Consider the following 26,959-nt stretch of genomic DNA (forward strand, 5'->3'; position numbering starts at 1 on the left):
TATACCCAAAATTAGGCGTTAGTCTACCATAATGATAGGGTAATACGAATATTGCTTTAAAACGATTAACTTATATTTGATCTAAAATAATGAATAAACAAAGCCAGTTGACTCTCAGCACTCAGCTTAATCTAGACCCAAAAGCAATCAGCAGTGCACTACAGCAATCACCTAATGATGCCTTGAAAATGCTGGCTGAGCAGAGCCTAACTGCTCGTAATATTGTGGTTGGTAAGCACAGTGTGCAAATGGACGTGCTAATCAATAACTCATGGCAAACACTGCGCTTATCAACAGAGCAAGAAAACCTCAAAACTGAGCGCTTTTTAGCGGCCAATATTCAATTAAGTAGTGATGGTAAACAGCTGACTATCACACCAGCACCGCTGACTATTACTCTTGGCAAAAGCCAGCAATTACAAGCACTACTGAACTTGCTAACGCAAGGGAGTGCAAATACAAATATGCCGCACCCAGCTCAGATTGCGCCAAGTAAACCTTTACTACAACTACCGGCATTAAAAGCTGAGTTTGCTCTTAATAATAGCCTGGTTGCTCTTTTAAAAGCTGAAGCACCGCTTAAAGCCATTTTGCTGCCTGCTACCAACCAACAAAATAGCTTTAATTTAAACATTATTAATCGCTTTGGGGATTCACTCCATCAGCAAAGTGTTAGCCAACAAAAAGTAGCTGAGTTGGTGGCTAAGCTAACCCCTGAAATGAATTTGAAATTAGCAGGGCAACAAGTACAGTTAAGCGTTGCAAACAAGCAAAGTAATGAATTAACTTTACCGCTACCTACAATATCGCCAAAACAAGCTAAGCAAATTCAAGCCCAGTGGCAATTTCATCCTCATGCATTAAAACTAACCCCCCAGCAAGTTAAAAATACTGTTGAACTTATAAATAAAGCGCCTGTGCAACAAATACTGTTAAAGAACTCGCTGTCAGAGACATTCAATCAAGCATTAAAAAGCCAAGCTGTTGAGCCTAAGAGTACGTTGATAGCGCCATCGAGCTGCTCAAATTCACCCATTAGCTCTTGGCTAAAAGACAGTTTTGCTGATTTAAAAACGCGTATTAGTGATGCAGTGCGCTATTTTGAAAAGCTTCCTGCTACCACTAAAGCGGCTGTTAACCAGTCAACGCATCAGTTGATTGAAAGCAAAAATACGATTAGCCAACTAGGTTTTAATGCTAATAAAATCAATATAGTAAAGTTTGCCGCTGCTCAACAAAGCACGCCAAAACTTGCTTCGTCTCAAGTGCTGCAAAAAGAAAGTAGGCCAGCTTCAGCAAATACGCCATTACCTGCGACTAAACACACAGAGCCATTAACCGAAAGTCAGTCTACAAAGCAAGTTAGCTTACCCGTGAGTTATAACAAGGCTCCACCTTTAATACAGTTACTGCAACGGATAAAAGTCAGTTTAGAGCCGCTTGTTAGCGCACAAAATCAAGCGACTCAGTTGGCTACAAACCATAGCAAAGCACAACTCCCTGTATTGAGCTTAGACAATGCTATGCAAAAAGCACCTGCAGACAACAAGTCAATTAACAGTTCTGTTAATACACTAAACTCTGACAAAGCAGCATCTGAACAGCTTGCCCCAGTTAAAAGTAGCCTTGCTAATTCAGTACTGAAAAATATGAGTGAGCAAACTAAACAGCATAACTTCGTGACTCGAGCACCCAATGAGCAAACCGTAGGGTTACAAAAAGTTGCCCAGCAGCAAACTCAATTACACGCCCCCTTCTTAGCGTTGAAAGAGCCGAACTTGAGTCAGCCATTATTGCCGATAAGGCCAATCGAAGCCACGCTGATTGCTAAGCTATTACCGCTCCCTGAAAGTAAACCGTTAGCAAGTATGCCTCTGCCAGTGCAATTAACAGAGAAACTTGTAGCCCTGAGTGAGCAAAACACATCGTCTTCGGTAGATTTAAACAGGCTCGTTAATCAAGCATTTAATCGCATGATCTCGAGTCAAAACATGCACCCTACAACGATTGAGCGAGAGCTTTTAAGTATTCTCAGGCCAACAGCACTGCCTAGTCAAACTCAGCAGGCAAGCTTCAGCCAAGGGTTAGAACAATTAGCAGTGGCTTCACTTGCCGCGCCAATTATTAATCAAGCACCAACCAACCTTAGTTTTAATAATCAAACTGGTCTTGATGCCTTACTGCAAGTGTTAGTGCCCAACTTTAAAGCCGTTAACGGCAATAAATTACTCGAGCAACTACAGCAGCCTGCGATGCAAGCCATGGCGGCTGAAGCCTCGCAACTGAAAAACACTCTAGCTCAGGTGCAAACAACCCCTATCAATCAGCAACAAGATAACAGTGCTTTAGTGCAATTTTTCTTGCCGATGAAGTTACCTCCTGAAACAGGGCAAACAGAGATCAGCTTAGGACAATATAAAAAGCCAAGTAAAAATAAACTCGAAGCTAAGAATGTCTGGTTTGTGCGATTGAACTTTGATTATGCTCAGCTTGGCAAGTTACAAATTACCGCGGAGGTGATGGATAAAGCAGTTGATTGCCAATTGCTCGCTTCTTCACAAGAAGTGACAGCGCTTGCTCATCCGCATTTAGAAACGCTGCGCCATAAATTAACAGGCCATGGTTTAAATGTAGGTGAGTTAAACTTGCAACAAGGGACATCAAACCACCAAGCTTTTTATAAATCCCATGCGATTATTAACATTAAGGTGTAATTTTTATGAGTGAACAAGCGGTGCATAAATCAGCAATTGGCTTACTCTACGAAGCGGGTAGCTCACCACGAGTAAGCAGTAAAGGCTTTGGTGAATTGGCTGAAGAAATCGTCAAACTTGCTGAGCAAAAAGGCATTTTGATACACCAAGATGCGGACTTAGCTCAAACCTTATCGCATCTTGAGCTAGGTGAAGAAATCCCGAAAGAGCTCTATTATGTTATTGCCGAATTAATTGCTTTTTCGTACGTATTGCGTGGTAAGTTTCCACCGGGTTGGCAAGACTTTCAAGGTAAGCTCAACATCAAAGCTTAGCTCAAATAAAAAAGCGCCTATTCGGCGCCTTTTTGTTTATGAAGTGACATGAGTAGCTCAGCTTCGGCTCTGGGTAATTCGCATTCACGAATTATTTCTTCTAAATCAGCGCCTAGCTCAACCATTTTAACCGCTCGCGAATAAATTTTCGCATTCGGATCATCATATTTTTGTGCATCTTGTAGCTGTTCAAGCTCTTTATTTTTTTCTTCAACAGCAACAACACGTTTGCCAATACTTAGCATGCCTGCTCGCATTTCAGCCACTTCGCTACGTAAAATACTCAATTGCTGTTGAGCTTCTTGTAACTGCTTTTGCTTGGCTTGAATCGCCGCCGCTTGCTTATTGTTATTGACAAAAATAAGCCCCAAACACACTAATACAAGTAAGATTGAGGCACCAAACAAAGAGTATAACAGCATATAATTTCCAAACGCTTATAGTGCGCTTAGCTCGTCCCACTCATCGTCATTTAATAATTTATTAAGATCAACCAAGATCAGTAACTCACCATCACGGTTAGATACACCTTGGATAAACTTAGCACTTTCTTCTGTGCCAATATTTGGCGCACTGTCAATTTCAGAGCTACGTAGGTAAACCACTTCAGCAACACTGTCAACTAAAATACCAATCACTTGCTTTTCAGCTTCAATGATAACGATACGAGAGTTATCAGTAACCTCAGCACCCATTAAACCAAAACGTGCACGCGTGTCGATCACAGTAACAACATTACCACGTAAGTTAATAATACCTAACACATAAGAAGGCGCACCTGGCACAGGAGCAATTTCGGTATAGCGAAGTACTTCTTGTACTTGCATTACGTTAATGCCGTACGTTTCTTCTTCAAGTTTAAAGGTTACCCACTGTAACACTTCATCGTTGCTATCAGCGTTTTTATTTGCTGACAGTAGTCTTTCTTCACTCATGCTATTACTCCGTAAAAATAGTTACTGCTCACGGCTGTCTAAGCCCTGCTCTAGCAATTGATTTAAATTTTCAACGTCAATCAAGGCGCACATTTTCTCTTTGATAACACCTGCAAGCCAAGGCCGCTTACCTGATTTTGCTCGCCATTTTACATCTTCTTTACGAAGCGTAATATTATTTACGAGCTTTTCAGCCAATAATCCCCATTGACTGTCACCTAAGGTGATTAAATACTGATAATCTAATGATTGTTCTAATTTTTCATCATACTTTTCTGGCATAACCCAACGTGCAGTATCAACAACATTTAGTTTTTCTTCACGGTTTAGCATGACACCTTTAAACCATTTTGGTTTACCAAATAATTGGTTAACCTCTGCCAGCTGATGAATTCCCCCTAATGCTTTTAACGGTACAGCAAGGGTTAACCCTGCAACCTCAAAGAATAATGCCTGAAATTCACCATCAAAATAGTCTTCTTGACGATCAGACGAGGTTTTTGCAACCAGTTCAGCTTTAGGTTCTGCGACTATATCTTTGATATTAGCTTGGTTCTCGGTTTTCTCAAGCTCTTTAGTCGGTTCTGGGGGTGGTAAAACAGGTTCTGGAGTAGGCTGAACGTCTGTCAGCTTTTCTTCTGTCTTAGTTTCAGGCTCTTTAACCTGCTCCAGCAGCTTTGCGACTGGCTCAAGATTTTGGTCTGTAGGCTCATCTTCACACAACAAAGCGCCCAAATATTGGGTCATCACTTTTTCATTGGCAAATAAATGCTTACTCATCTTTAACCTTGTGCAACTAAGTAATCAAGCAGTGCGCGATAGGCAAAAACGCCACGCGAACGCGGGCAAAATTGAATCGGCACTTGCTGTGCTAAACTAGCATCTCTAAACTTTGTATCGACAGGAACCACGCCTGACCATACTTTATCTTTGTAATTATCCTGCAGAGTCTTGTAAGCTTCAAGTGATGCTTTAGTACGTTTATCGTACATTGTAGGAATAATTGTATATTGGTACTGTTTTGCTTGCGATGTTTGCATCAGCTCCATCGTACGCATCATACGATCAAGCCCTTTTAAGGCCAAAAATTCTGTTTGTACTGGTACTAAAATTCGCTCACTAGCTGCAAGAGCATTGACCATCAAAACACCTAAAACAGGCGGGCAATCAATAATTGCATAGTCATAATGGTCGCTAATTTTCGCAAGCGCTTTTTTTAGTATTAAGCCCATGCCATTTTTATTGCCCATGCTTCTATCAAGCGTCGCGATTGCCATCGTCGCAGGTAAGATATCTAGGTTTTCAAGTGTTGATGGACATAGAGCCTGCAAAATTTCTTCACTGGCCATGCTGTTACCACGCGCGAAAATATCATACACGCTGACTTCTAAGTCTTCTGAATCTATACCAAAATAATAAGTCAATGATGCATGCGGATCGGTGTCAATAAGTAACACGCGTTTTCCTTGTAAAGCGAGAATACCAGCAAGGCTAACAGCTGTTGTTGTTTTCCCTACCCCACCTTTTTGATTCGCTACGGTCCAAACTTTCACATCACACCTTATTATTGTTCATTGCGCGTGGTAATCCTAATGCCACCATGTGGTAATTGAATCACTTTAATGCTGTTATCATCGCTTGGCAACTCAATTTCTGTCGTCTGTTGCGGTTGGTTTTGTGACTCTTGTTCTGCGTTTTCTGGCTCTTGTGGTGGTAAACCATATTTAGACAACGCAACAACCACTTTGCGGTTTTCTGCGCGTCCTTGCTCAGTGTCATTACTTGCGAAAGGTGAATATTGCCCGTAACCTTCAATAGCCATACGCGCAGGGTTAATACCTAAACTCTCAAGCTCAACTAGGACAGATGTCGCCCTCGCTACAGATAGCTCCCAGTTAGAGCGAAACATCTCATTACGAATACCTTCGTTATCGGTATAACCACGCACACGAATGTAATTATCAACTGGTGCAATAATATCTTTCACTAAACTAACAACTTGTTTTGCACGCTGCTGTGCAACAGCACTGCCCGATGAAAACAACATACCAGAGCTTAATTCAATGATGAGCCAATCTTGATGAAGCTCTAAACTTGCTTCGCCATCACGAATTTCATCAATGAGCGCAGACTGTAATTTAGTAAGTAAGCTGTCGAGAGGCTTGCCGAGATGTTTTTTCTCAATATTGCTGGTTTCGCTTTGCCCATCGAGTAATTCAGGGCCTTGCTCATCTTTACGAATGCTCTCACCGTATAGAATGTCCTTCTCAGGGCTGACTCTGTCAGTTAGTATGCCTGTGCCGTTAACCCCAGTGCCAACCTGTTGTTGCTGACGAGCAGACTTTTCAAACACCTGCTCTAGTGAATCTGAGAGAATTTGAAAATCTTCATTTTTACTAATTGCGATCGCATACATGACCACAAAAAAAGCAAACATGATGGTCATATAATCGGCATAAGAGACAAGCCAGCGTTCAGTATGTTGGTTTTTTGACGTGTTATGACGCAGACGACGGCGCATCATAATAAATTACTCGTCAACTAAGCTTGGGCGCTCTACACGGTACGCCTCAAGTTTTAGTTCAATATTTAGTGGGCTTTCACCTTGCGAAATAGCAATAATGCCTTCAGCAAGTAGTTCATGATACAGCATTTTTTGTTCCACTTGCTGCTTAAGTTTATTCGCCATTGGCAAGAATAATAAGTTCGCTAGGCCAACACCATAAATCGTGGCAATAAACGCTGTAGCAACACCGGCACCCAGTTTTTCAGGATCCGTTATAAATTGCATAGCCTGAATCAAACCGAGTACTGCACCTAAAATACCGATTGTAGGGCTATAACCGCCCATAGCTTCATAAACTCGGCTTACCTCGAGTAAGCGTTCGCGTTCAAGCATTAAATCAATTTCAAGCGTATCTCTAAGCTTTTGCTCATCAATCCCATCAACAAGTAGACTCAAGCCCTTTGCCGCATACGGGTCTGAGTGCGACAGCGCTTCCGACTCAAGGGCTAAGTAACCTTCTTGACGTGCTTTATGTGACCAACGCTTTACTTGCTCGATGGCTGCATCAATATCGTGATACGGCGGAAAAAACACCCAATGACTGATCTTAAGTGTTTTAGTAAAAACACTTGCTGGGGTCTGAAGCATGACAGCCCCAAGCGTACCACCAAGCACGATGATAAGCGCAGGACCATTAAACAGTGCAGAAACAACCCCGCCCTCTAATGCATAACCAAAGGCGATGGCACTTACTGCGACAATTAAGCCAAGGAAAGACAGTTTATCCACAACCAGTCTCACGCGTTAAACGATTCGCAACATCTGCGAGCGCTAAGCTTTCACTCGCCAAGCCGGCATTAGCAACAGCTTGTGGCATACCATACACCACACTGGTTTTTTCATCTTGCGCCCAAACAGTCGCACCGACTTGCTTAAGCATACGCGCACCATCACGGCCATCTGCGCCCATGCCCGTTAATACTACAGCTAGCACATCACCGCCGAAGGTTTTTGCAGCACTTGCAAAAGTCACATCAACACTCGGCTTGTAAGTAATACGCGGACTATCGTCTTCAAATACTCGCAGAGTGCGAGAACCACCACGCCCCTCTATTAGCATTTGTTGACCACCTGGCGCTAAGTAAGCGGTGCCAGGCACTAAACGGTCACCATTTTGCGCTTCTTTAACATTGATTTTGCATAAGCCATTTAGCCTTGCAGCAAAAGCTGGCGTAAACGCAGCTGGCATATGCTGAATAAGCAAAATAGGATGTGGGAAATTAGCTGGCAGCTGAGTCAAAATTGTTTGAAGCGCCACAGGTCCACCGGTTGATGTACCGATAGCAACCAATTGATATTTCTTGCCCGAAGCGCGAATATTACTCGTATTCGATGACGATGCAGCCGGCGAACTTGCAGCAGCAGGACGACTAAAACTGCGATCAGGCTGGACAATACCGCTACTGCTTGTAGCGCCACTACTTCTTAGTGTAGGAGTCGGAGTTGATCTCGAAATAGGTGCTGGTCGCGAAAAACGAGAAATGCGACGGCGACCAATTTCTTTTACTTTATTTTGTAAAAGCGCGATTGCATCTTCATTATTGCGTGCAATGTCTTCGAACTTTTTCGGTAAAAAATCAAGGGCCCCAGCATCCAATGCATCTAGGGTTGCTGTTGCGCCATCACGGGTGAGTGATGAGAACATTAAAATAGGAGTCGGTGTTGCTGCCATTATTTCTTTCACGGCACTAATGCCATCAAGAACCGGCATTTCAACATCCATAGTAATTACATCAGGTTTTAATTCACGGGCTTTATCGACCGCTTCACGACCGTTTACGGCAAAACCAATTACTTGAATATTGCTGTCTTGCTCTAAAATTTCGCTGACTCTGCGGCGAAAAAAGCTTGAATCATCAACAACTAATACTTTGACTGCCATTGGCACTCTCTTGTTTTATATCACTTAAAGTGCAGTTAAACGCTGCACTTTATTATTTATTATTAGCCAACGTAGTGTTTAAGCATGCTAGGTACGTCGAGGATCAATGCAATCCCACCATCAGAAGTAATTGTCGCACCAGCCATGCCTGGCGTACCTTGCAATAAGGCATCTAAAGGTTTGATAACAACTTCTTCCTGGCCAATTAACGAGTCAACCACAAAGCCCACTTGTTTAGTACCGATTTGCACAATAACTACGTGACCTTCAGCTTTACGCTCTTGGCGGTTGGCACCTTTTACTAACCAATGTTGTAAATAGAAAAGCGGGATCGCTTTTTCACGCACAATTATTGTCAGTTGACCATCAACGACATTAGTTTTAGTTAAATCAAGATGGAAAATTTCACTCACACCAGCAAGTGGTAAAGCAAATGTTTGCTCGCCAACAATAACCATAAGAGTCGGTAAAATAGCCAGTGTTAATGGCACCTTGATTTCTAATACAGTACCTACACCCAGCTCTGACTGAATATTGACAGAGCCATTTAACTGGGTGATTTTTGTTTTTACTACATCCATGCCGACGCCGCGGCCTGAAATATCAGATATCTCTTCTTTGGTTGAGAAACCAGGCGCAAAAATTAAGTTGTAAGCTTCGGTATCCGACAAGCGGCTTGCTTGGTCGTGATCAATCACACCTTTGCTGATAGCAATTTTTTTCAACTTCTCAGCATCCATACCTGCACCATCATCACGAATGGTCAATAAGATATGATCGCCTTCTTGCGAAGCAGAAAGAGTGACTGTACCGGTACGTGGTTTACCCGCGGCTTCACGCACATCTGGCATTTCAATACCATGGTCAACCGAGTTACGAACTAAATGCACGAGCGGATCGGCAAGCGCTTCTACTAAGTTTTTATCTAAATCGGTTTCTTCACCAACCAGCTGCAGGTTAATGTCTTTTTTCAAGCTGCGAGCTAAGTCACGCACAACGCGTGGGAAGCGGCCAAATACTTTCTTAATTGGCTGCATGCGGGTTTTCATCACCGCACCTTGCAGGTCTGCAGTTACCACATCTAAATTAGAGATGGCTTTACCCATTGATTCGCTGTTACTGTTATTTGCAAGGCTAACCAAACGGTTGCGTACTAATACCAGCTCACCCACCATGTTCATGATTTCGTCCAAGCGCTTGGTATCAACACGAACCGTTGTTTCAGCTTGTGGTGGTGGCGCTTTTTTCGGTGCAGCAGAAGCTGCTGGTGCTTTTGCAGGAGCTGGAGCCGGTTTAGGTGCAGCTGCGGCAGGCTTAGGAGTAGGTGCCGGTTTTGATGCTGCTGGCTGTGCCGGTTTTGCAGGTTCAGCTTTAGGTGGTTCAGGCGCTTTTTCTGGCGCAGCCGTTTCTAAAGACTGTGGAGCTGTACCTTTACCATGTAATTCATCAAGCAACGCCTCAAACTCGTCATCGCTAATTTCATCGTCTGAGTCACTGCTTGTAGTATCTACTGCTGGCGCTTGAGGAGTTGGTTGTGCAGATTTTACTGTTTCAGGTTTGGCTATATTTTCTTGTTTTACTTCACCAAAATTACCAACACCATGTAATTCGTCTAATAAACTGTCGAATTCATCATCGGTGATGTCATCACTATCACTGCTAATAGCTTCAGGAGCAGCCGCTGCTGGCCCTTGACCTTTACCATGTAATTCATCGAGGAGGCTTTCAAACTCATCTTCAGTAATTTCATCAATATTCTGTGGTTCAGCCTTACTATCAGCAAGACCGCCGCCATCAAACAACATATCAAACGCAAATGGATCATCTTCATCAATATTGTCTGTTGCCGTGTTAGCTGTTACTTCAGGTGCATCAACAACAGCCTCTTCAACAGCAGGTTCTTCAGGTGCAACTGCTACATCGTCTGCTACTGATACATCTTCACCTGCAAGCTCTTCCGCTGTAGGTGGTTGGCTTAATTTATGAAGAACGTCTAGAAGCGCAGGATCTGCAGGCTCTGGTTGCTCACGATTTTGAATCGTTGCGAACATTTCGTTGATGGTATCCAGAGCTTGTAAAATAACATCCATAAGCTCAGGAGTGACACTGCGAACACCTTGGCGTAATAAATCGAAAACATTCTCTGCACCGTGACACGCATCAACAAGTTCAGTCATGCTTAAAAAGCCTGCACCGCCTTTGACAGTGTGGAAGCCTCTAAAAATGGCGTTTAAGAGATCTTTGTCTTCGGGATTGTTCTCAAGCTCAACTAATTGCTCTGACAAAAGCTCTAAGATTTCTCCTGCCTCAACAAGGAAATCCTGTAAAATATCTTCATCGACTTCAAAGCTCATGCAGCTACTCTCCTCTTAGAAGCCCAGACTTGATAATAGATCATCGACTTCATCTTGTCCTGAGACAACATCATCACGAGAGTCTTTATCAATAATCGGCCCTTCAGGACCTGCTAGTGTATCACTTGTTGCAGGTGCTTTTTCTATGGCCTGTTTTTCTTGTTGTTGATGACCATCTTCTTGACTGCCAAACACAGTTAAGAGATTAATTAAACTGTCTTCTACTTCTCGCACTAACTCAATGACGCGACGGATTACTTGCCCCGTCAAATCTTGATAGTCCTGTGCCATCAGCACATTGGTCATCAAGCCCTGTAGCTCATCGGTTTTAGTATGCGAGTTATTCATAAAATTATCTAAGCTATGACATAGCTTTTTAAACTCACCGAGCTCTATTTCTCGGCTCATTAAACGATCCCACGTTGGTTTTATCGTCGCTATTTCATCTGCAAGTTGTTGCGCTATAGGTAAACTAGCTTCAACTGCATCCATGGTTTTGTTAGCGGCGCTTTCTGTCATTTCCATAACATAATTTAAGCGCTGCTTAGCGTCTGGGATCGCATCGGTAGTTAAATCTGAAAGACGAGTATCTAGATCAAAGTTTTTTAGCGCTTCATGTAATTGTCGCGTCAGTTTACCGATTTCAGCAAACAGCTCTGATTGTTCTTTTGATGCTGTTTCAAGTATCAGCTGATCAGCTTTTTCTTGTTCACCATTTTCAAGAAACTCAACAAGTTGACGAGCTTGCTCTAAACTTATTTGAGGCGCAGCTAGTGCTGACATAAGCCTCTCCCCTTAGATTAACCTAAACGTTCAAACACTTTTTCCAATTTGGTTTTAAGTGTCGCAGCAGTGAATGGTTTAACGATATAGCCATTAACACCCGCTTGAGCAGCAGCAACAATTTGTTCTTTTTTCGCTTCAGCTGTCACCATTAATACAGGAATATGCTTAAGGCTATCATCAGCACGAATTGCTCTTAACAAATCAATGCCTTGCATACCTGGCATGTTCCAATCTGTTACAACAAAATCAAATTCTTGATTTTGTAGCATTGGCAATGCTGTTGACCCATCGTCAGCTTCCTGCACATTGGTAAAACCTAAATCCCTTAATAGATTTTTAATGATACGTCTCATTGTAGAAAAATCATCAACAACAAGAATTTTCATGTTTTTATCCAAAACATCCTCCGGTGAGGTTTGAACCTATATTTACTTACTACTAATTAATCCAGTCATTGATTTTTGCTTTGAGCTTAATCATCGCCTGACCATGTATCTGACTCACACGCGATTCACTAACATCGAGTATGTGTCCTATTTCTTTTAAGTTCATTTCGTCGTTGTAGTACAAAGACAAAACAAGTGCATCTCTTTCTGGTAACGATTGGATAGCCGTTAATAGAGACTGGTTAAACCGCTCATTTTTAACGTTATTAAACGGTTTGTCTAGTCCTAAATCCTGACCTACAGGTGTAATGACGTCTTCATCAACGCCTAAGTCCTCTATACCTAATACTTTACTAGAATTTACATCATGTAGAATATGATGGTACTCATCGAGCGTTATATCAAGTTTTTCAGCGACTTCTGTATCTTTAGGTTCACGATTTAGCGTGCTTTCTAATTCGGAAATGGTTTCAGCCACAAGGCGAGCATTTCGGTGAACTGAGCGTGGTGCCCAGTCACCTCTACGAATTTCGTCTAACATCGCACCACGAATACGAATTCCAGCGAAAGTTTCGAAACTAGCCCCTTTGCTAGCATCAAAGTTTTTTGATGCTTCAATTAGGCCTATCATGCCTGATTGAATTAAATCATCGAGTTGGACACTGGCAGGTAAACGAGCAATTAGATGGCACGCCACTTTTTTAACTAAAGAGGCATGTTTTTCAACAATCGCATTTAAGTTTTGTGCTGATTGATATCCCATCGCTTTATTCACCGATGTTGTCATAGTTAGCCGTTTACTAGTTTTTCAATGAAAAATTCTAAATGGCCAGAAGGTTGATTAGGGATCGGCCACTTAACTGCTTTTGTTGCTAATGTTTTAAACGCCACCGCAGCTGGTGAGTTTGGAAATAATTCAACAATCACCTTTTGACGTCGCGTAGATTTACGCATGTTCTCGTCATAAGGAATGGTAGCTACCAACTCCATTGAAACGTCTAAAAAGCGATCCGTTACTTTTGAAAGTTTAGCAAATAATTCTTGCCCTTCACGCAAACTGCGCACCATATTGGCAACAATTTTAAATTTATATACGCCATGCTCACGGCTAAGCACTTTTATAAGCGCATAAGCATCGGTAATTGAGGTAGGTTCATCGCATACAACCACAACAACATCTTGGGCTGCACGAGAAAAGCTTAATACCATGTCAGAAATACCTGCAGCGGTATCGACAATTAAAATATCAAACTCGGTGTTTAACTCACTAAAAGCGCGGATAAGGCCTGCATGCTCAGATGGTGTTAATTCCACCATGCTTTGCGAACCAGACGTCGCTGGTACAATTTTTATACCTGCAGGACCTTCAACGAGAATTTCGTCAAGCTCACACTCGCCTGACAAAACATGAGATAAGTTACGTTCAACACGAAGGCCAAGCATCACGTCACAGTTTGCCAAACCTAAATCGGCATCTAGTACTAATACACGATTTCCTTGCTGCCCTAATGCGATTGCGGTGTTGAGTGAAACATTGGTTTTACCCACTCCACCTTTACCGCCAGTCACAGCGATAACTTTAACGCCACTATTATTATTTTGATTCATTTTGCGCAGGCCGCTTGCTTGATCTAATACTATGTTAATCATACATCCCTACTGTGTTCGACGCTACTGCTTGACGTCGTGAATGTTGTGCTTTTGCTCGTTTTAAATACAATTGTTCAGCTTTTTTCACTAGTTTTTCAGCATTCGCTACGCGAATATCTTCAGGAACACGCTGACCGTTAGTAAGATACCCTATTGGCAGGCGATTTTGAATCGCTATACTAATAATCTCACCTAAACTTAAAGATTCATCCAATTTAGTGAAGATACAGCCACTTAGATGAACCTTTTTAAAGTGTCTTACGGTTTCTTGCAACACATTTATCTGTGCTGTCGCACTCAATACTAAATAACTACGAATATCAACACGCTGATTACGCATTAAGGTGTTTAATTGCTCAGTTAAACGTAAATCACGTTGGCTCATACCCGCTGTATCTATTAATACTAGACGCTTATTACGTAAATGGTATAGCACTTCAGCTAATTCATTCGCATCTTTTACCTGCTTAACACCACAGCCAATAATACGACCATAAGTAGCCAATTGTTCGTAGGCACCAATTCTATATGTATCAGTGGTGATCAACGCCACTTTATCAGCACCATATTTTTGTACGCCCAGTGCAGCTAATTTCGCAACAGTCGTTGTTTTACCAACACCCGTTGGGCCCACTAATGCGAATACACCACCTTGACGTAGGATTTCGTTATTCGTTGTATGCATTTGGTTTTCAACCATTTGCAGTAATGCTTGCCACGCTTGTTGACGTGATACATCATCAGGAATGAAACAGGCCATTTGTTCAGCAACATCACGTTCAATGCCCATACCCGCTAAGCGGTCAATCATACATGCACGAGTCGGATCGCGGCGAGCCATATCTTGTTGCATTAAGCCAGATACTTGGTGTTCAAGTAATTGACGAATCGCATTCATTTCTTCCCGCATAGTCGTCATTTCTGATTGATTCGCAGGTGCTGAGTTTTTATGCTCAGCGGGTGAATCTAAATCATCAAAACCTGAATCTAAATCGTCATCAAAACCAAGGCTATGAGCTTGAGTTTGTACACGAGGTTCTGCCTGCGGTTGATAACGAGGAGCTTGCTTGTATTGTGGCTGTTGCTGCTCAAAGCTTGGCTCTTTTGCTTGATAGTGTTCACTCGTATCAATACCAGATTGACTAAACATTGACGCAAGCTCTGGCGAACGAGGGCGTGGGGCTTGACGCTCAAGTAACGCTTGTAGGCTATCAGCAACTTTCGCTTGCGGCTCAGGTTTAGCACGCATTGGCTCAGGTTTAACAAAGTTATGCTGTGGAGCAGGTGCTGATTGTGCCACTGCTGGTTTAGCTTCGGCTTTCGGGGCTGCTTTGTCGTAATCAACAGCTGCAACGATTTCAACGCCGTTAGCAAGCTTTTTGTTCGACATAATAACCGCATCAACACCTAACTCATCTTTCACTTCTTTCAGTGCAGTGCGCATATCTTTAGCAAAAAAACGTTTAATTTTCATGGTTCAACCCCTTTACTATCCTATTGTTGGCCTACTGAGCTGACAATCTTAATCTGTCTTTCGTCTGGTACCTCTTGGTAAGACATCACCCTTAAACCTGGGATGGTGTACTTAACGAAGCGAGATAGCACAGTCCGTAACATTCCTGACGTTAACAGTATCGAAGGTTCGCCGGCCATTTCTTGGTTTTGGTGCGCTTCATTCAATGATTGTTGAAGTCGCTCTGCAAGGCCTGGCTCTATTCCGGCACCTTCGTCACCTGCATTCTGAAGTGACTGATGCAACATCTGTTCCAACTCAGGCGCCAAGGTTATGACAGGGATCTCAGAAGACATACCAACAGCGTCTTGAACAATCAGTCTGCGTAGTGAAATTCTCACTGCAGCCGTTAGTACATCTGGGTCTTGGCTACGTGGGCCATACTCAACAAGAGTTTGAACAATCGAGCGCATATCGCGAATTGCCACCCCTTCATTGAGTAAGTTTTGTAGCACTTTTACGATAGTAGTGAGTGGTAATACATCAGGAACCAGCCCTTCAACAAGACGAGGATGACTCTTCGCTAACATATCTAATAAGTTTTGCACTTCTTCATGACCAAGCAGTAAAGCTGCGCTATTAGTAAGTAACTGACTAATATGAGTTGCAACCACAGTTGCTGAATCAACGACTGTGTAGCCAAGTGATTGTGCTTCATCTTTTTGATCTGGTTTGATCCAAACCGCATCTAATCCGAATGCAGGGTCTTTTGTGGCAACCCCTTTGATTGGACCAAATACTTGGCCTGGATTAATCGCTAACTCATCACCATGCTTAAGCTCACCCTCACCGCTTGAAACACCCATCATAGTGATTCTGTAAGCGTTAGGGTCCAGTTCTAAGTTATCGCGAATATGCACAGGAGGTACCAAGAAACCAAGTTCCTGAGACAATTTCTTACGCACACCTTTGATACGATTTAATAGTTCACCACCTTGAGATTGGTCAACAAGTGGAATTAAGCGATAACCCACTTCTAAACCAATAACGTCAACCTGTTGAACATCATCCCAACCCAGTTCTTTTTGCTCTTGTTTATTAGCAACACCTGTTCCTGGCGCACCACCATTTGCTTCTTGCTCTGCTTTTTCGGCTTCTGCTTTGGCTTTTTGTTGTTGCGTGAAGTAAGCAAGGTAACCCAGTAATCCACCTAGGCTTAAAAATGCAATATGCGGCATACCTGGCACTAGACCCATGATGATCAAAATACCTGATGCGATATACAAAGACTTTTCGTTACCTAGCTGAGTCTTAACTTGGTCGCCCATGTTGTGCGATTCATTTTGACGGGTAACAACGATTGCAGTACCGATTGACAGTAACAATGAAGGCAGTTGTGCAACTAGACCATCACCAATGGTTAGCAAGGTGTACACTTCCATCGCACGGCTAAACGATAAATCATGTTGGATCATACCAACAAATAAACCACCAACGATGTTAATCACTAGAATAACGATACCCGCTATTGCATCGCCTTTTACGAACTTACTCGCACCATCCATTGAACCATAGAAATCGGCTTCGCGGGTAACCTCTTCACGGCGTTCACGGGCTTGCTCTGCACTGATAAAACCAGCGTTTAAATCAGCATCAATCGCCATTTGTTTACCCGGCATTGCATCAAGAGTAAAGCGAGCTGATACTTCAGAAATACGACCTGCACCTTTGGTGATAACCACAAAGTTAATAATGATTAAAATCAGGAAGACCACTAAACCAACTGCATAGTTACCGCCGATAACCACCGAACCAAAGGCCTCGATAACTTTACCGGCTGCATCACCGCCGTTATGACCTTCGAGTAATACTACACGGGTACTGGCGACATTCAGCGCTAAGCGCATGATGGTTGCAATCAGTAGAACCGCAGGGAACATACCAAATTCAAGGGGTTTCATGGTGTAAACTGTAACCAGTAACACCACCAGTGCTAACGCGATATTAAACGAAAATAGAATATCTAAAAGAAATGGCGGCAGGGGTAAAATCACCATACCCAGCGCAGCAAGTACCATTAACGGCGTGCCGATACCCTTCGCATATTCTTTTTTATCTCTGTTAAGCTGTTGTAATACCGCTTTAAATTCCATAATCCAACAATTTCAAAAAATTGACACTACACGGAATTTGCAATAACTATTCCAAGTTATAAATTTACTGTTTAGTATTTGTAGGCATCGGGTATTGGGAGCTTTTTATTGAGTGGTACAGGACGTTTACCGCGCCCTTTTTGGAAGCGTTTTAACTGGAAGACATAAGCTAACACTTGTGCAACGGCAGTGAATAGCTGATCAGGTATTTGATGACCAACATCGGTGGTGTGATACAGCGCACGAGTAAGCATGGGTGATTCAACAATTGGCACGTCATTCCCCTTGCCCACTTTACGAATTTGCATAGCAAGCTCGTCCACGCCTTTGGCAAGAACAATAGGCGCACCCGCTTTAGCTGTATCGTATTTTAGTGCTACAGAATAATGGGTCGGGTTAGTTACGATCACATCTGCATCAGGCACGTCTTGCATCATACGCCTTTGCGACATTTCACGCTGAGTACGGCGAATACGCGCTTTTATTTGCGGATCACCCTCAGAGTTTTTAAATTCGTCTTTTACCTCTTGTAAGGTCATTTTTAACTGTTTATGGTGTTTGTGACTTTGATAAGGAGAATCTATTGCTGCAATAATGATTAACGTACAAGTTAACCCCAAGAACATCCAAGATAGTATTTCGAGTGCATGGATAAAATTTCCGGGCGCGCTTTCAATGCTTAGGTGCAGTATTTCATCAAAGAAAGTATTAATTAAGAACACAGCAAAGCCTGCAACCACTACAAATTTTAAAATAGACTTAACTAGCTCTACTCCTGCTTGAGGGCCAAGCATACGCTTAATACCTTTAGCTGGTGACATCTTACTTGCTTTTGGGGCTGCCGCTTGCCAACTAAAGTTATAACCCCCCAGTAAAGTATTCCCAACAAAAGCGGCTATGACGATGATCAACACAAACATTGCCATAGGGAATAACAATGCATCCGCAACAATTCCCCACACTGAAAACATCTTAGTGGTGTCGTAGGTTTCATTACGGTTAAGGCTTAATAAACGTACCATTATATTATAAAGACCTTTACCAATTTCAGGGCCATACAATAAGAGTGATACTGCAGAAAAAATAAGCACAAACATGGTACCTAGCTCTTTTGAGCGGGCAACCTGACCTTTCTTCTTGGCATCATCAATTTTTTTCTGCGTGGGTTCTTCGGTTTTTTCTTGACCAGAATCTTCAGCCATGGCGCGCTCCTAAGGTGTACAACCAACAAGGCTGCACATTAACTCAACCATTTTTAACCACTGAAACTCAAATTGAGTCATAAAGTTGCCTAATGTTGCCCAAATAATCACAAGACCAGCTACTAAGGTAAACGGAAAGCCAATTGAGAAAATATTTAACTGCGGTGCCGCTCGGGTCATTACACCAAACGACATGTTAATAACAAGCATGGCTGTCAGTGGAGCTAAAGCAAGCACCAAGGCTGTGGTGAACATCCAACCACCCCAAGTAACGATATCCCAGTAATGATCAACCGCCCACCAATTGCCATCAATTGGTAGCACTTCAAAGCTATGAATGACCATTTGAATCATCATTAAGTGGCCATTGAACACAAAGAAAAGCAAGGTCGCCAAGATTAGATAAAATTGTCCCACAGCGGGTACACTCAGACCATTCGATGGATCAACTACGGACGCAAAACCAAGACCTGTTTGCATCGCGAGTATTTGCCCAGCAAGAACAAAAGTATTTAGCAATAAAACAGATGCAAACCCAATCGCCACACCAATAAGCATTTGCTGAATGACCACAAGAATCATCTCAAACGAAAAAAGATTGTTGAAAGTCGCAGGGGGCAGCATAGGCACAGCAACAAAGGTTACAACTACAGCTAAACCAAGCTTAATTCGGCTTGGTACATTCTTCGCACCAAGGCCTGCCATAATCATTATCATTGAGCTAATACGCACTAATGGCAGCAAAAAGTCGCTGAGCCATTGAATAATGACCGCAAATGGAAATTCCATTTAGCCTGCAATCTCCGGTATAGACATCACTAAACGGGTAAAATAGTCCATAAGCTCTTGCGTGAACCAGTGACCACCTATAATAAGTGCGCTTATGGTAATTAGCAAACGAGGTAAAAAGCTTAAGGTTTGCTCATTGATTGATGTTGCCGCTTGGAAAACTGCTACGACTAGACCGACTAATAAGCCAGGTACTACGATTGCAGACACTAACTTTATAACTAAAAATAGCGCGTCACTGAGTATATCGACAAAAATTTCGGGTTCCATTTTGTCTCTCCTACCTAATTATGTGCCTTGAATTGCATTGTTACACCCCGAGCCCAAAGCTCTTCGCCAGCGTGCCCATCACAAGGCTCCAGCCATCCACCAACACAAACAGCATGATCTTAAACGGCAAAGATACAATCATCGGCGAAAGCATCATCATACCCATGGCCATTAATACGGAGGCCACCACTAAATCAACTATCAAAAATGGGATAAAGAACATAAAACCAATGATAAAGGCCGTTTGCAATTCGCTGGTAACAAACGCTGGGATCAATACAATCAGCGGCGTGTCTTCTGGCGAATCTAATTGCTCATAACCAGCTATTTTCGCAAAGGTCTCTAAATCTTTTATACGAACTTGCGAGAGCATAAACGCTTTCATTGGCTCTTTGGCAAGTTCTAATGCTTGCACTGAAGTAACTTGCTCATTCAAGTACGGCTCAATAGCGCGCTCATTCACTTGCTGATAAATTGGCGCCATAATAAAAATACTTAAAAACAGCGACATGCCTAACAAAATTTGATTCGATGGTGTTTGTTGTAAGCCTATTGCTTGGCGTAATATCGCCAGAACCACAATAATCCGTGTAAATGAAGTCATCATAATGACCGCTGCTGGAATAAAACTCAGTGCCGTCATGATCGCTAATACTTGTAGCGTCACTGAGTAATCTTGAGAGCCATCAGGGTTGGTGGTAATGGTCAGTGCTTCTATGCCTTCAGCGTTAACCGACGGCAAAAACAACACACTTGCTAAAATAAGTATCCACTTGATCATAGCGTTAATTCTTTTTATTTGAAGGTGATTGTGGGTTCAGTAACTTTCCAAATTTCTTGGCAAGTTCTGGCAGTTCTTTTTCTTGTAATGGTGTTTCTAGTTTATGCAGATAGTTAATACTGTGCGGGGTCACACCAATTAAGTGCTGAGCGTTATCGATTTCAATGACCATCAAGCGCTCACGAGAGCCCAAAGGCAAACTGCGCACTACTTTAAATTCATCACTATTAGCAAGATTTGGATTTAGTTTTTTAACCAAAAAAGCCAAAGCAATGATAACCACCAGCACTAAAAGCAAAGACATCACCATAGACAGTAAATCTGCCGTCGGTGATGCCGTAGGAAATGCAGTGCTCGACGCACTTGTTAAAGCAACTAAAGCATTCATCGTAACTTTTTAATACGCTCAACTTGGCTAATAACGTCAGTTAAACGAATACCGAACTTATCGTTTACAACGACCACCTCACCATGCGCAATCAGCGTGCCGTTAACCAATACATCAAGCGGCTCACCAGCGACTCGGTCTAGTTCTACCACCGAACCTTGGTTAAGCTGTAATAAGTTACGAATGTTGATTTTTGAACGGCCCACTTCCATAGAAATAGTAACCGGAATGTCCAAGATGGTATCAAGTTTTCGCTTTTCGTCGCCCGATAGCTCATGTCTTTCATCTTTTAATTCATCAAGCTCTGCCACAGCAGCATCGCCTGAGCCACCCTCAGCCTCTTCAGCTTCGGCTAGTGCCGCGGCCCATTCGTCCATTGTATCTTGATCATCACTCATTATGTTTAACCTTATAAATCGACTACCAGTCTAAATCTACACCTTCAGATAGATGTAGATCTTCTTCTAGTTCTGCTAATTCTGCATCTGAATCCAGTTTTTTGCCACCTTTTGTGAACACATGTAGTTCTGACTTAACTGATTCAGGGCGTTTAATTTTTTCGCTAATTTGTAGTGCCACATTGTCACGTGAGCGGCCCATTTTCGCTCTAAATGTCGGCAGTTCTTCTACAAATACGGTGATATGCTCTGGCATTTCAACTGGGATAATATCGCCAGCTTTAAGCTCCATAATCTGTTGTAGCGTTAAATCAACCTCAAGCAATTGAGTCGATAGGTCGACTTCTACATCCATGATCTCATCACGTAATGCTTTACTCCAACGTAAGTCGGTGTCTTCGGTGTCTGATTGCACACCGGCATCGAGCAATTCGCGAATAGGCTCAAGCATTGAATACGGTAATGCGATATGGAAATCACCACCACCACCATCTAGCTCAATATGGAAGGAGCTAATAACAACCACTTCAGTTGGACTTACGATGTTCGCCATTGCTGGGTTAACTTCTGAGTCAAGGTACTCAAAAGATACATCCATTACCGGCGCCCATGCTTCTTTATAATCTTCGAAGATAATTTTAAGTAGCATTTGAACAATACGTCGTTCTGTTGGCGTAAATTCACGGCCTTCAATTTTTGCATGATAGCGGCCATCACCACCAAAAAAGTTATCCACTAAAATGAATACTAATCGGGCTTCCATGGTAATTAAGCCAGTGCCCTTCAACGGACGAAAACGTACCATGTTCAAACTGGTTGGCACGAATAAGGTATGGATATATTCGCCAAATTTAATCATTTGCACGCCGTTGATTGACACCTCAGCGGTGCGCCGCATCATGTTAAATAGGCTAATTCGCATATGACGGGCAAAACGTTCATTCACGATCTCCAAGGTCGGCATACGACCACGGACAATACGATCTTGTGATGAGAAGTCATACTGTAAGGTATTACTGTCTAAGTCATCACCTTCGTGAATATCTTCCTCTTCGACTTCATCAACGCCGTGTAAAAGCGCATCAATTTCGTCTTGAGATAATAAATCGCTCACGCTGACCCCTTATTGCATCACAAAGCCGGTGAATAATACCCGCTCTATCACTTTGCTACCTTCAACATCACTTAATGCTGATTGTACTTTTTCAAGTGCAGCAACACGCACTGACTCTTTACCTTCACTGGTACCTAATTCATCTGCGGTCGTTGTTGAAAGAACGCCAAGTAAGGTACTTTCGATAAGTGGAATATGCTTTTTGGCAGTTTCTTCGTTCACTTCACCGCGAACAAGTAGCTGAACTTTTATTTGTACAATACGGTCGCGACTCGCACCGGGTACATTAAATACAAATGGGCGTGGCATTGCGACATAGAGAGCCGAACCAATCTGTGCGGAGCTCGATGGTGCAGCAGCCTCAGTCACTGTGGTTTCATCTGCTAGGCTCTCTTCAGGGGCATCATCACCCATAAGTAAAAAGTAACCTGCGGCGGCGCCAACAATCAACACTACAGCTGCAATAATGATAATCAGCTTCTTTTTGCCTTTACCCGTATCTTCTATTTCTAAATTTGCTTCTTCGGCCATTGTTACTTCCCTCAAAGTTACAGCAAGCTGTTTATCACGCTGTAACTATTTTATTTCTTATAATAGCAGGACTTATGCATAGTAATCTATTGATGATGAAGATTGTTGTCGAGAAGTTTCTGCGCTTTGCGCTGTTACTTCTGGCTGTTGCTCCTCAGCTTGTTGATTTCCTGCAAGCTGCCCTTGCCCAGACTGCTCTTGTTGTTGCTCAGGGTTACCTTGCTGAATACTACTTTCACCCAATTCAATACCTTGCTGCGCAAGCATTTCGCGCAAACGTGGCATTGATTGCTCTAAAGCTTCTTTAGCCTGCTGATTTTGAACAACAAAATTAATTTGCGCTTGTTCAGCATCGCTACGTATACGAATTTGCATACTGCCCATTTCTGGTGGGTCTAAGCGAATTTCAGCTTCTTTATTATTAATATTTAGTAACGCACTAACTCGCTCTTGAAGCATCTTTGCGGCGTCACTCTTTATAATATTGATCGCTTGCATTACACCAGGGTCAATGCTCACCGATTTAGAGTGAGCCTGAGTTTGTGTCGTTGCTTGAGTCTGCATTGTTTGTGCGTCTAGTGCTTGCTCATATTGCTGATGAGCCACCTCATAGGCACCCGGTTGTGTTGCTGCATTGGCTTGAGTCGTTAACTGAGTAAATAACTGAGCTACACGCGAAGGCACAGCTTCTTGTGTACGTTCGGTATTAATTTTTGTATCAAGCTCTAAAGTTACTTCTTCACTAGTTGCAGCCTTTGTAACATCGGCTGTAACCTGCGCAGTATTGTTTTGTTTTGTATTATTATTTTCAGCATTGACTGTGGCGGCGGTTATCGGCATCGCTGTGTTGACTATTGCAGGAGCATTAATAGCCTCTTTGAGCACAGTTTGTGCCGCAGAAAGTTTTTCGTACTGAGCAGTACCCGGCGTTAACGTTTGCAGTTGAGTATTCACTTTATTTAACAGTGCTTGCTGCTCATCTTTCGTCAGTGCAGTGATTTGCTTTTCGATGCTAGTCGGCAGTTTAGTATCAAGCGCTTTATTATCAGCTAATTTAGCATCTTGTTTTGTCAGGCTTTCATCAGCAATGTCTTGCTCTACAGCAAATTGTGATACAGGGCTCTGTGCAGTTTGTGTTGTAGGCTTACTACTCATCACATCAGTCAATAGCGACTTGATTGTTGCCAGCTCATCAGCGCCAAGCTTATTGTCAACTTTTAGTTGATTGATTTGTTGCTCAAGTTGCTTTTGTTGATCAGTGCTGAGCGACAAACCTTTAGCGAACTCACTTACAGCCTGCCCGTCGCCACTTTGTAGTTTGGCAAGCAGGTTAACGATTGACTTATCAGTTACTGGTTTATCTGATGCTTTTGCCGCGCTTGCTTCAACGCTCTTCGGAGCTACCTGCTCAGTAGCTAGGTTTACTGCTGGCTTATCAACGTTGCCATGCGCTTGCTTTGTCGTCACTTCAGCCGCTTTTGCATCAGTTTGAACGCTATTATTTGCATCGCTATGCATCTTGCTTAAAACAGCTTTGCTTTTATCATTCGCGCTGAGTTCATTTCCATCAGCTGTTTTTACAGCGTCTAAATCAACAGTGGTTTCTTTACTGTCAGTTGCTTGTATTGCACTGGCAAAGTTAGCTACCTGAGGTTTTGTATCCGGTGTATTAACAGCTGAAACACCCTGCTTTTCTTTGTCTGTTAATGGGCCATCAACAATAGGGGTCACGCTATCTTTTGACGGTAAATCACCAATCGCTTTTAGTTGACTATCTACCGCTGTCGCAACTTTAGACTTATGTAATAAACTTGCGATTGAGTTGTCATCTTCTGCTGCGACTTTTGAATCATCGGTTTGCGCAACGTCTGTCATAGGTGAAGGTATTACAGGTGTAATGGTATCGATTGGGGTTGGTTTTTTATCAACAACTACCGGGCTAAAGTCATTATTTTCAATCAATTTATTAACACGTGTACTCATAGCTTGAGCCGCATTAATTTGCGAAAGCAGTGAGTTATCTTCACCTTCTACAAGTGCAAGCTCATCGCTTTGCTCTTTAGTTACAGCTTCATTACGAACATCTGGATTTATTTTAGGCTGCTGATCTGTAGTTGTGGGAGTAGTTGCAGCTTTAGCATCAGTCGCTGTATTCTCATCGCCTGGTTTTGCATCTGATTTAGGTTCTTCAGAAGTACTGATAGCTTTAGGTTCATCAATTGAGTCAGCATCTGCATCACTTTTTGCTTGCGCGTTTGCCGCTTCACTTGCTTCTGTCAGTGAAGTTAAAAAACTTAAGCCCGATGCTTTGTTGTTAGACTCTGAGTCTTTGCCTGAAAAACCAGTACCTTGCTCAGTTTTAACCTGCAAATTGATATCACTGATCGCCATAATTCACCTAAACCTAGTCATCTAAAGTAATGAGGCAATTTGCCGCCGCAAGTGCCAAAATTAATGCTACTGGTTAGGTAAATGCAATTAACATGCCTAAAAAGGAAGTATTTTAAAGAAGTGCATTTTTAAGTTGACGCTGATAAAACTGATTTGCAGCAAATTCATCCAGCATTTTTTGTTCTGCTTTTGCCACTTGCATCGCTTGTTTTTCAGCTTGCTTTTCGATTAACTTCGCTACTGCTTTTGCTTTCACTTGTTGCTTTAACCACAGTGCTTTTCGCTGTGTCACAACTTGTTTTGCGGTATTCACTGTACTTGCTTGCTGGCGTATCGCTTCTTCAATTTTTGCAATAAAAGCATGATATTGGCTGAAGCCAGCACTAGACAAACCAGAGCGACCTTTCAAATGTAACTGCTGAGAATACTCTAAACGAAAGTTATTAAGCCCTTGCAGTTTTTGTTGATTACTTTGTAAGTGCTGCTGTGCTTTTAAATAATCCATGCGTAAAGACTCTTCTTTATCGCTCTCAAGCTTTAACAATAAATCAAGTTTACTTTTAGCCATTAACCTTGCCCTAATAACTGCGCTAGACCTTGCAGACCTTCATCATAACTGATCACATCTTTCATACCTTGTTGAAGGAATTGATTGACTCGCGGCATCATATTAATTGCTTGGTCGAGCATAGGATCGGTGCCTTTTTGGTACGCTCCTAAGGTGATCATATCTTTGTTTTGTTGATACATTGAATACACTTGCTTGAGCACACGCGCTTGTTGCATATGCGCTTCAGATACAACCTGCGGCATTACACGAGAAATCGATTTTTCAATATCAATAGCCGGATAGTGACCACTGTCGGCTAAATCTCGAGATAAAACAATGTGGCCATCTAAAATAGCGCGGGCAGAGTCAGCAATTGGGTCTTGCATATCATCGCCCTCACTAAGTACAGTAAAAAACGCAGTAATGGCACCTTGCCCTTCACCACCATTACCGGCACGCTCCACCAGCGCAGGTAATTTAGCAAATACTGAAGGCGGATAACCTTTCGTAGCCGGAGGCTCACCAACCGCTAAGGCAATTTCACGTTGTGCCATGGCATAACGGGTAACCGAGTCAAGTAATAACAACACGTTAAGTCCTTGATCGCGAAAGTATTCTGCAATGGTCACTGCACTTTCACAGCCTTTTAAACGCATTAATGGTGACGCATCCGCAGGGGCTGCAACTACCACTGAGCGCTTACGCCCTTCGACTCCTAAAATTTCTTCAATGAATTCTTTTACCTCACGACCACGTTCACCCACAAGGCCAACCACGATTACATCTGCTTCAGAACCACGAGTCATCATACCTAGTAGCACTGATTTACCAACACCAGAGCCTGCAAACAGTCCCATACGCTGGCCTTGACCCACGGTAATAACGGAGTTGATGGCTCGTACACCTACATCCATAGGTTGACTGATTGGTCGTCTTGCCAGCGGGTTAATTGCGTTTTGCGCAAACTTTAAGTGATGCTCAGCATTAATAGCACCTAAGCCATCAAGTGGCCGACCAAGGCCATCTACTACGCGGCCAAGCAAGCTCATGCCTACAGGCAATCCTGTTTCGTTTACTTTTGGGATAACTCGCGCACCTGGTAGTACGCCAGAGATGTGATCATTTGGCATTAAGTACAGTGTTTGGTCATTAAAGCCAACAACTTCAGCATCAACAAAGCCGTTAATGGTTTCAATTTTACATTGACTACCAACAGGTGCTCTAAGCCCTTTTGCTTCTAGCGTTAAACCAACAACACGCGTCAGAATACCGGCAACAGCCGGTTTTGGAGCCTTGATATGTTTTTCATAGCGATGTAAGCGTTCGCTAAGAGTCATTGATTGAGCACTCAT

27 protein-coding genes are annotated in these 26,959 nt (G+C 42.6%); 2 read left to right on the plus strand and 25 right to left on the minus strand.

Annotation, left to right across the window (positions count from 1 at the left end; genetic code table 11):
- Positions 1-89: 89 nt before the first annotated feature.
- Positions 90-2,714, plus strand: coding sequence for a flagellar hook-length control protein FliK (gene fliK, locus L1266_RS11220; RefSeq protein ID WP_235377544.1), 2,625 nt, complete (start codon positions 90-92; stop codon positions 2,712-2,714).
- A gap of 5 nt (positions 2,715-2,719) precedes the next feature.
- Entirely contained in the window at positions 2,720-3,028 is a 309-nt protein-coding gene (locus L1266_RS11225; RefSeq protein ID WP_235377545.1) for an EscU/YscU/HrcU family type III secretion system export apparatus switch protein, read from the plus strand.
- 17 nt (positions 3,029-3,045) lie between these two features.
- On the opposite strand, the gene L1266_RS11230 is transcribed toward L1266_RS11225, so the two are convergent.
- The 25 genes from L1266_RS11230 to fliI all read right to left on the minus strand — a co-directional run bounded on the left by L1266_RS11230 (position 3,046) and on the right by fliI (position 26,959).
- A complete protein-coding gene (locus tag L1266_RS11230) occupies positions 3,046-3,450 on the minus strand; it encodes a DUF2802 domain-containing protein (RefSeq protein ID WP_209327012.1) in 405 nt (134 codons plus the stop codon).
- 15 nt (positions 3,451-3,465) lie between these two features.
- Positions 3,466-3,963: a chemotaxis protein CheW gene (locus L1266_RS11235; RefSeq protein ID WP_054553251.1), complete on the minus strand. Its 498-nt coding sequence runs from the start codon at positions 3,961-3,963 to the stop codon at positions 3,466-3,468.
- A gap of 21 nt (positions 3,964-3,984) precedes the next feature.
- Positions 3,985-4,743 (minus strand): chemotaxis protein CheW, encoded by a 759-nt coding sequence (locus L1266_RS11240; RefSeq protein WP_055020708.1) that lies wholly within the window; start codon positions 4,741-4,743, stop codon positions 3,985-3,987.
- Between the two features lie 2 nt (positions 4,744-4,745).
- The gene (locus L1266_RS11245; RefSeq protein ID WP_054553253.1) at positions 4,746-5,516 is read right to left on the minus strand and encodes a ParA family protein; all 771 of its coding nucleotides are present in this window, start codon (positions 5,514-5,516) and stop codon (positions 4,746-4,748) included.
- A gap of 11 nt (positions 5,517-5,527) precedes the next feature.
- Positions 5,528-6,487: a flagellar motor protein MotB gene (locus tag L1266_RS11250; RefSeq protein WP_235377546.1), complete on the minus strand. Its 960-nt coding sequence runs from the start codon at positions 6,485-6,487 to the stop codon at positions 5,528-5,530.
- 6 nt (positions 6,488-6,493) lie between these two features.
- Complete coding sequence (locus L1266_RS11255) at positions 6,494-7,258, minus strand: flagellar motor protein (RefSeq protein WP_054553255.1); 765 nt, start codon at positions 7,256-7,258, stop codon at positions 6,494-6,496.
- Positions 7,251-8,411 carry a protein-glutamate methylesterase/protein-glutamine glutaminase gene (locus tag L1266_RS11260; RefSeq protein ID WP_235377547.1) on the minus strand — a complete coding sequence of 387 codons (1,161 nt, stop codon included), beginning with the start codon at positions 8,409-8,411 and terminating at the stop codon, positions 7,251-7,253. Before L1266_RS11260 ends, L1266_RS11255 begins: the two co-directional genes overlap by 8 nt.
- A gap of 62 nt (positions 8,412-8,473) precedes the next feature.
- The gene (locus L1266_RS11265; protein ID WP_235377548.1) at positions 8,474-10,765 is read right to left on the minus strand and encodes a chemotaxis protein CheA; all 2,292 of its coding nucleotides are present in this window, start codon (positions 10,763-10,765) and stop codon (positions 8,474-8,476) included.
- A gap of 15 nt (positions 10,766-10,780) precedes the next feature.
- A complete protein-coding gene (locus tag L1266_RS11270; RefSeq protein WP_138599034.1) occupies positions 10,781-11,548 on the minus strand; it encodes a protein phosphatase CheZ in 768 nt (255 codons plus the stop codon).
- A gap of 17 nt (positions 11,549-11,565) precedes the next feature.
- Complete coding sequence (gene cheY, locus L1266_RS11275) at positions 11,566-11,949, minus strand: chemotaxis response regulator CheY (RefSeq protein WP_016708035.1); 384 nt, start codon at positions 11,947-11,949, stop codon at positions 11,566-11,568.
- Between the two features lie 40 nt (positions 11,950-11,989).
- Positions 11,990-12,700, minus strand: a complete 711-nt coding sequence (locus tag L1266_RS11280) for an RNA polymerase sigma factor FliA (RefSeq protein WP_054562345.1) — start codon at positions 12,698-12,700, stop codon at positions 11,990-11,992.
- Positions 12,701-12,726: 26 nt separating this feature from the next.
- On the minus strand, positions 12,727-13,587 hold the full coding sequence (locus L1266_RS11285; protein ID WP_235377549.1) for a MinD/ParA family ATP-binding protein: 861 nt from the start codon (positions 13,585-13,587) through the stop codon (positions 12,727-12,729).
- Positions 13,580-15,061 (minus strand): flagellar biosynthesis protein FlhF, encoded by a 1,482-nt coding sequence (gene flhF / locus L1266_RS11290; RefSeq protein ID WP_235377550.1) that lies wholly within the window; start codon positions 15,059-15,061, stop codon positions 13,580-13,582. Before flhF ends, L1266_RS11285 begins: the two co-directional genes overlap by 8 nt.
- 20 nt (positions 15,062-15,081) lie before the next feature.
- Positions 15,082-17,193: a flagellar biosynthesis protein FlhA gene (gene flhA / locus L1266_RS11295; RefSeq protein ID WP_138599036.1), complete on the minus strand. Its 2,112-nt coding sequence runs from the start codon at positions 17,191-17,193 to the stop codon at positions 15,082-15,084.
- 71 nt (positions 17,194-17,264) lie between these two features.
- Entirely contained in the window at positions 17,265-18,395 is a 1,131-nt protein-coding gene (gene flhB, locus L1266_RS11300) for a flagellar biosynthesis protein FlhB (RefSeq protein WP_235377551.1), read from the minus strand.
- 9 nt (positions 18,396-18,404) lie between these two features.
- Positions 18,405-19,184 carry a flagellar biosynthetic protein FliR gene (gene fliR / locus L1266_RS11305; protein ID WP_054553263.1) on the minus strand — a complete coding sequence of 260 codons (780 nt, stop codon included), beginning with the start codon at positions 19,182-19,184 and terminating at the stop codon, positions 18,405-18,407.
- Positions 19,185-19,454, minus strand: coding sequence for a flagellar biosynthesis protein FliQ (fliQ, locus tag L1266_RS11310; protein ID WP_054553264.1), 270 nt, complete (start codon positions 19,452-19,454; stop codon positions 19,185-19,187).
- A gap of 40 nt (positions 19,455-19,494) precedes the next feature.
- Positions 19,495-20,235 carry a flagellar type III secretion system pore protein FliP gene (gene fliP, locus L1266_RS11315; protein WP_054553265.1) on the minus strand — a complete coding sequence of 247 codons (741 nt, stop codon included), beginning with the start codon at positions 20,233-20,235 and terminating at the stop codon, positions 19,495-19,497.
- A 4-nt stretch (positions 20,236-20,239) separates the two neighbouring features.
- On the minus strand, positions 20,240-20,623 hold the full coding sequence (gene fliO / locus L1266_RS11320) for a flagellar biosynthetic protein FliO (RefSeq protein WP_054553266.1): 384 nt from the start codon (positions 20,621-20,623) through the stop codon (positions 20,240-20,242).
- Positions 20,620-21,021, minus strand: a complete 402-nt coding sequence (gene fliN / locus L1266_RS11325) for a flagellar motor switch protein FliN (RefSeq protein ID WP_054553267.1) — start codon at positions 21,019-21,021, stop codon at positions 20,620-20,622. The genes fliO and fliN overlap by 4 nt, the downstream gene beginning before the upstream one ends.
- A gap of 22 nt (positions 21,022-21,043) precedes the next feature.
- The gene (gene fliM, locus L1266_RS11330; protein WP_054553268.1) at positions 21,044-22,135 is read right to left on the minus strand and encodes a flagellar motor switch protein FliM; all 1,092 of its coding nucleotides are present in this window, start codon (positions 22,133-22,135) and stop codon (positions 21,044-21,046) included.
- Between the two features lie 9 nt (positions 22,136-22,144).
- A complete protein-coding gene (gene fliL / locus L1266_RS11335) occupies positions 22,145-22,666 on the minus strand; it encodes a flagellar basal body-associated protein FliL (protein ID WP_235377552.1) in 522 nt (173 codons plus the stop codon).
- Between the two features lie 72 nt (positions 22,667-22,738).
- A complete protein-coding gene (locus L1266_RS11340) occupies positions 22,739-25,057 on the minus strand; it encodes a flagellar hook-length control protein FliK (RefSeq protein ID WP_235377553.1) in 2,319 nt (772 codons plus the stop codon).
- A 112-nt stretch (positions 25,058-25,169) separates the two neighbouring features.
- Complete coding sequence (gene fliJ / locus L1266_RS11345; RefSeq protein WP_054553271.1) at positions 25,170-25,625, minus strand: flagellar export protein FliJ; 456 nt, start codon at positions 25,623-25,625, stop codon at positions 25,170-25,172.
- Positions 25,625-26,959, minus strand: a complete 1,335-nt coding sequence (fliI, locus tag L1266_RS11350) for a flagellar protein export ATPase FliI (protein WP_235377554.1) — start codon at positions 26,957-26,959, stop codon at positions 25,625-25,627. Before fliI ends, fliJ begins: the two co-directional genes overlap by 1 nt.

It is taken from the genome of Pseudoalteromonas sp. Cn5-37, from assembly GCF_021532495.1.
Lineage (GTDB): Bacteria > Pseudomonadota > Gammaproteobacteria > Enterobacterales > Alteromonadaceae > Pseudoalteromonas > Pseudoalteromonas simplex.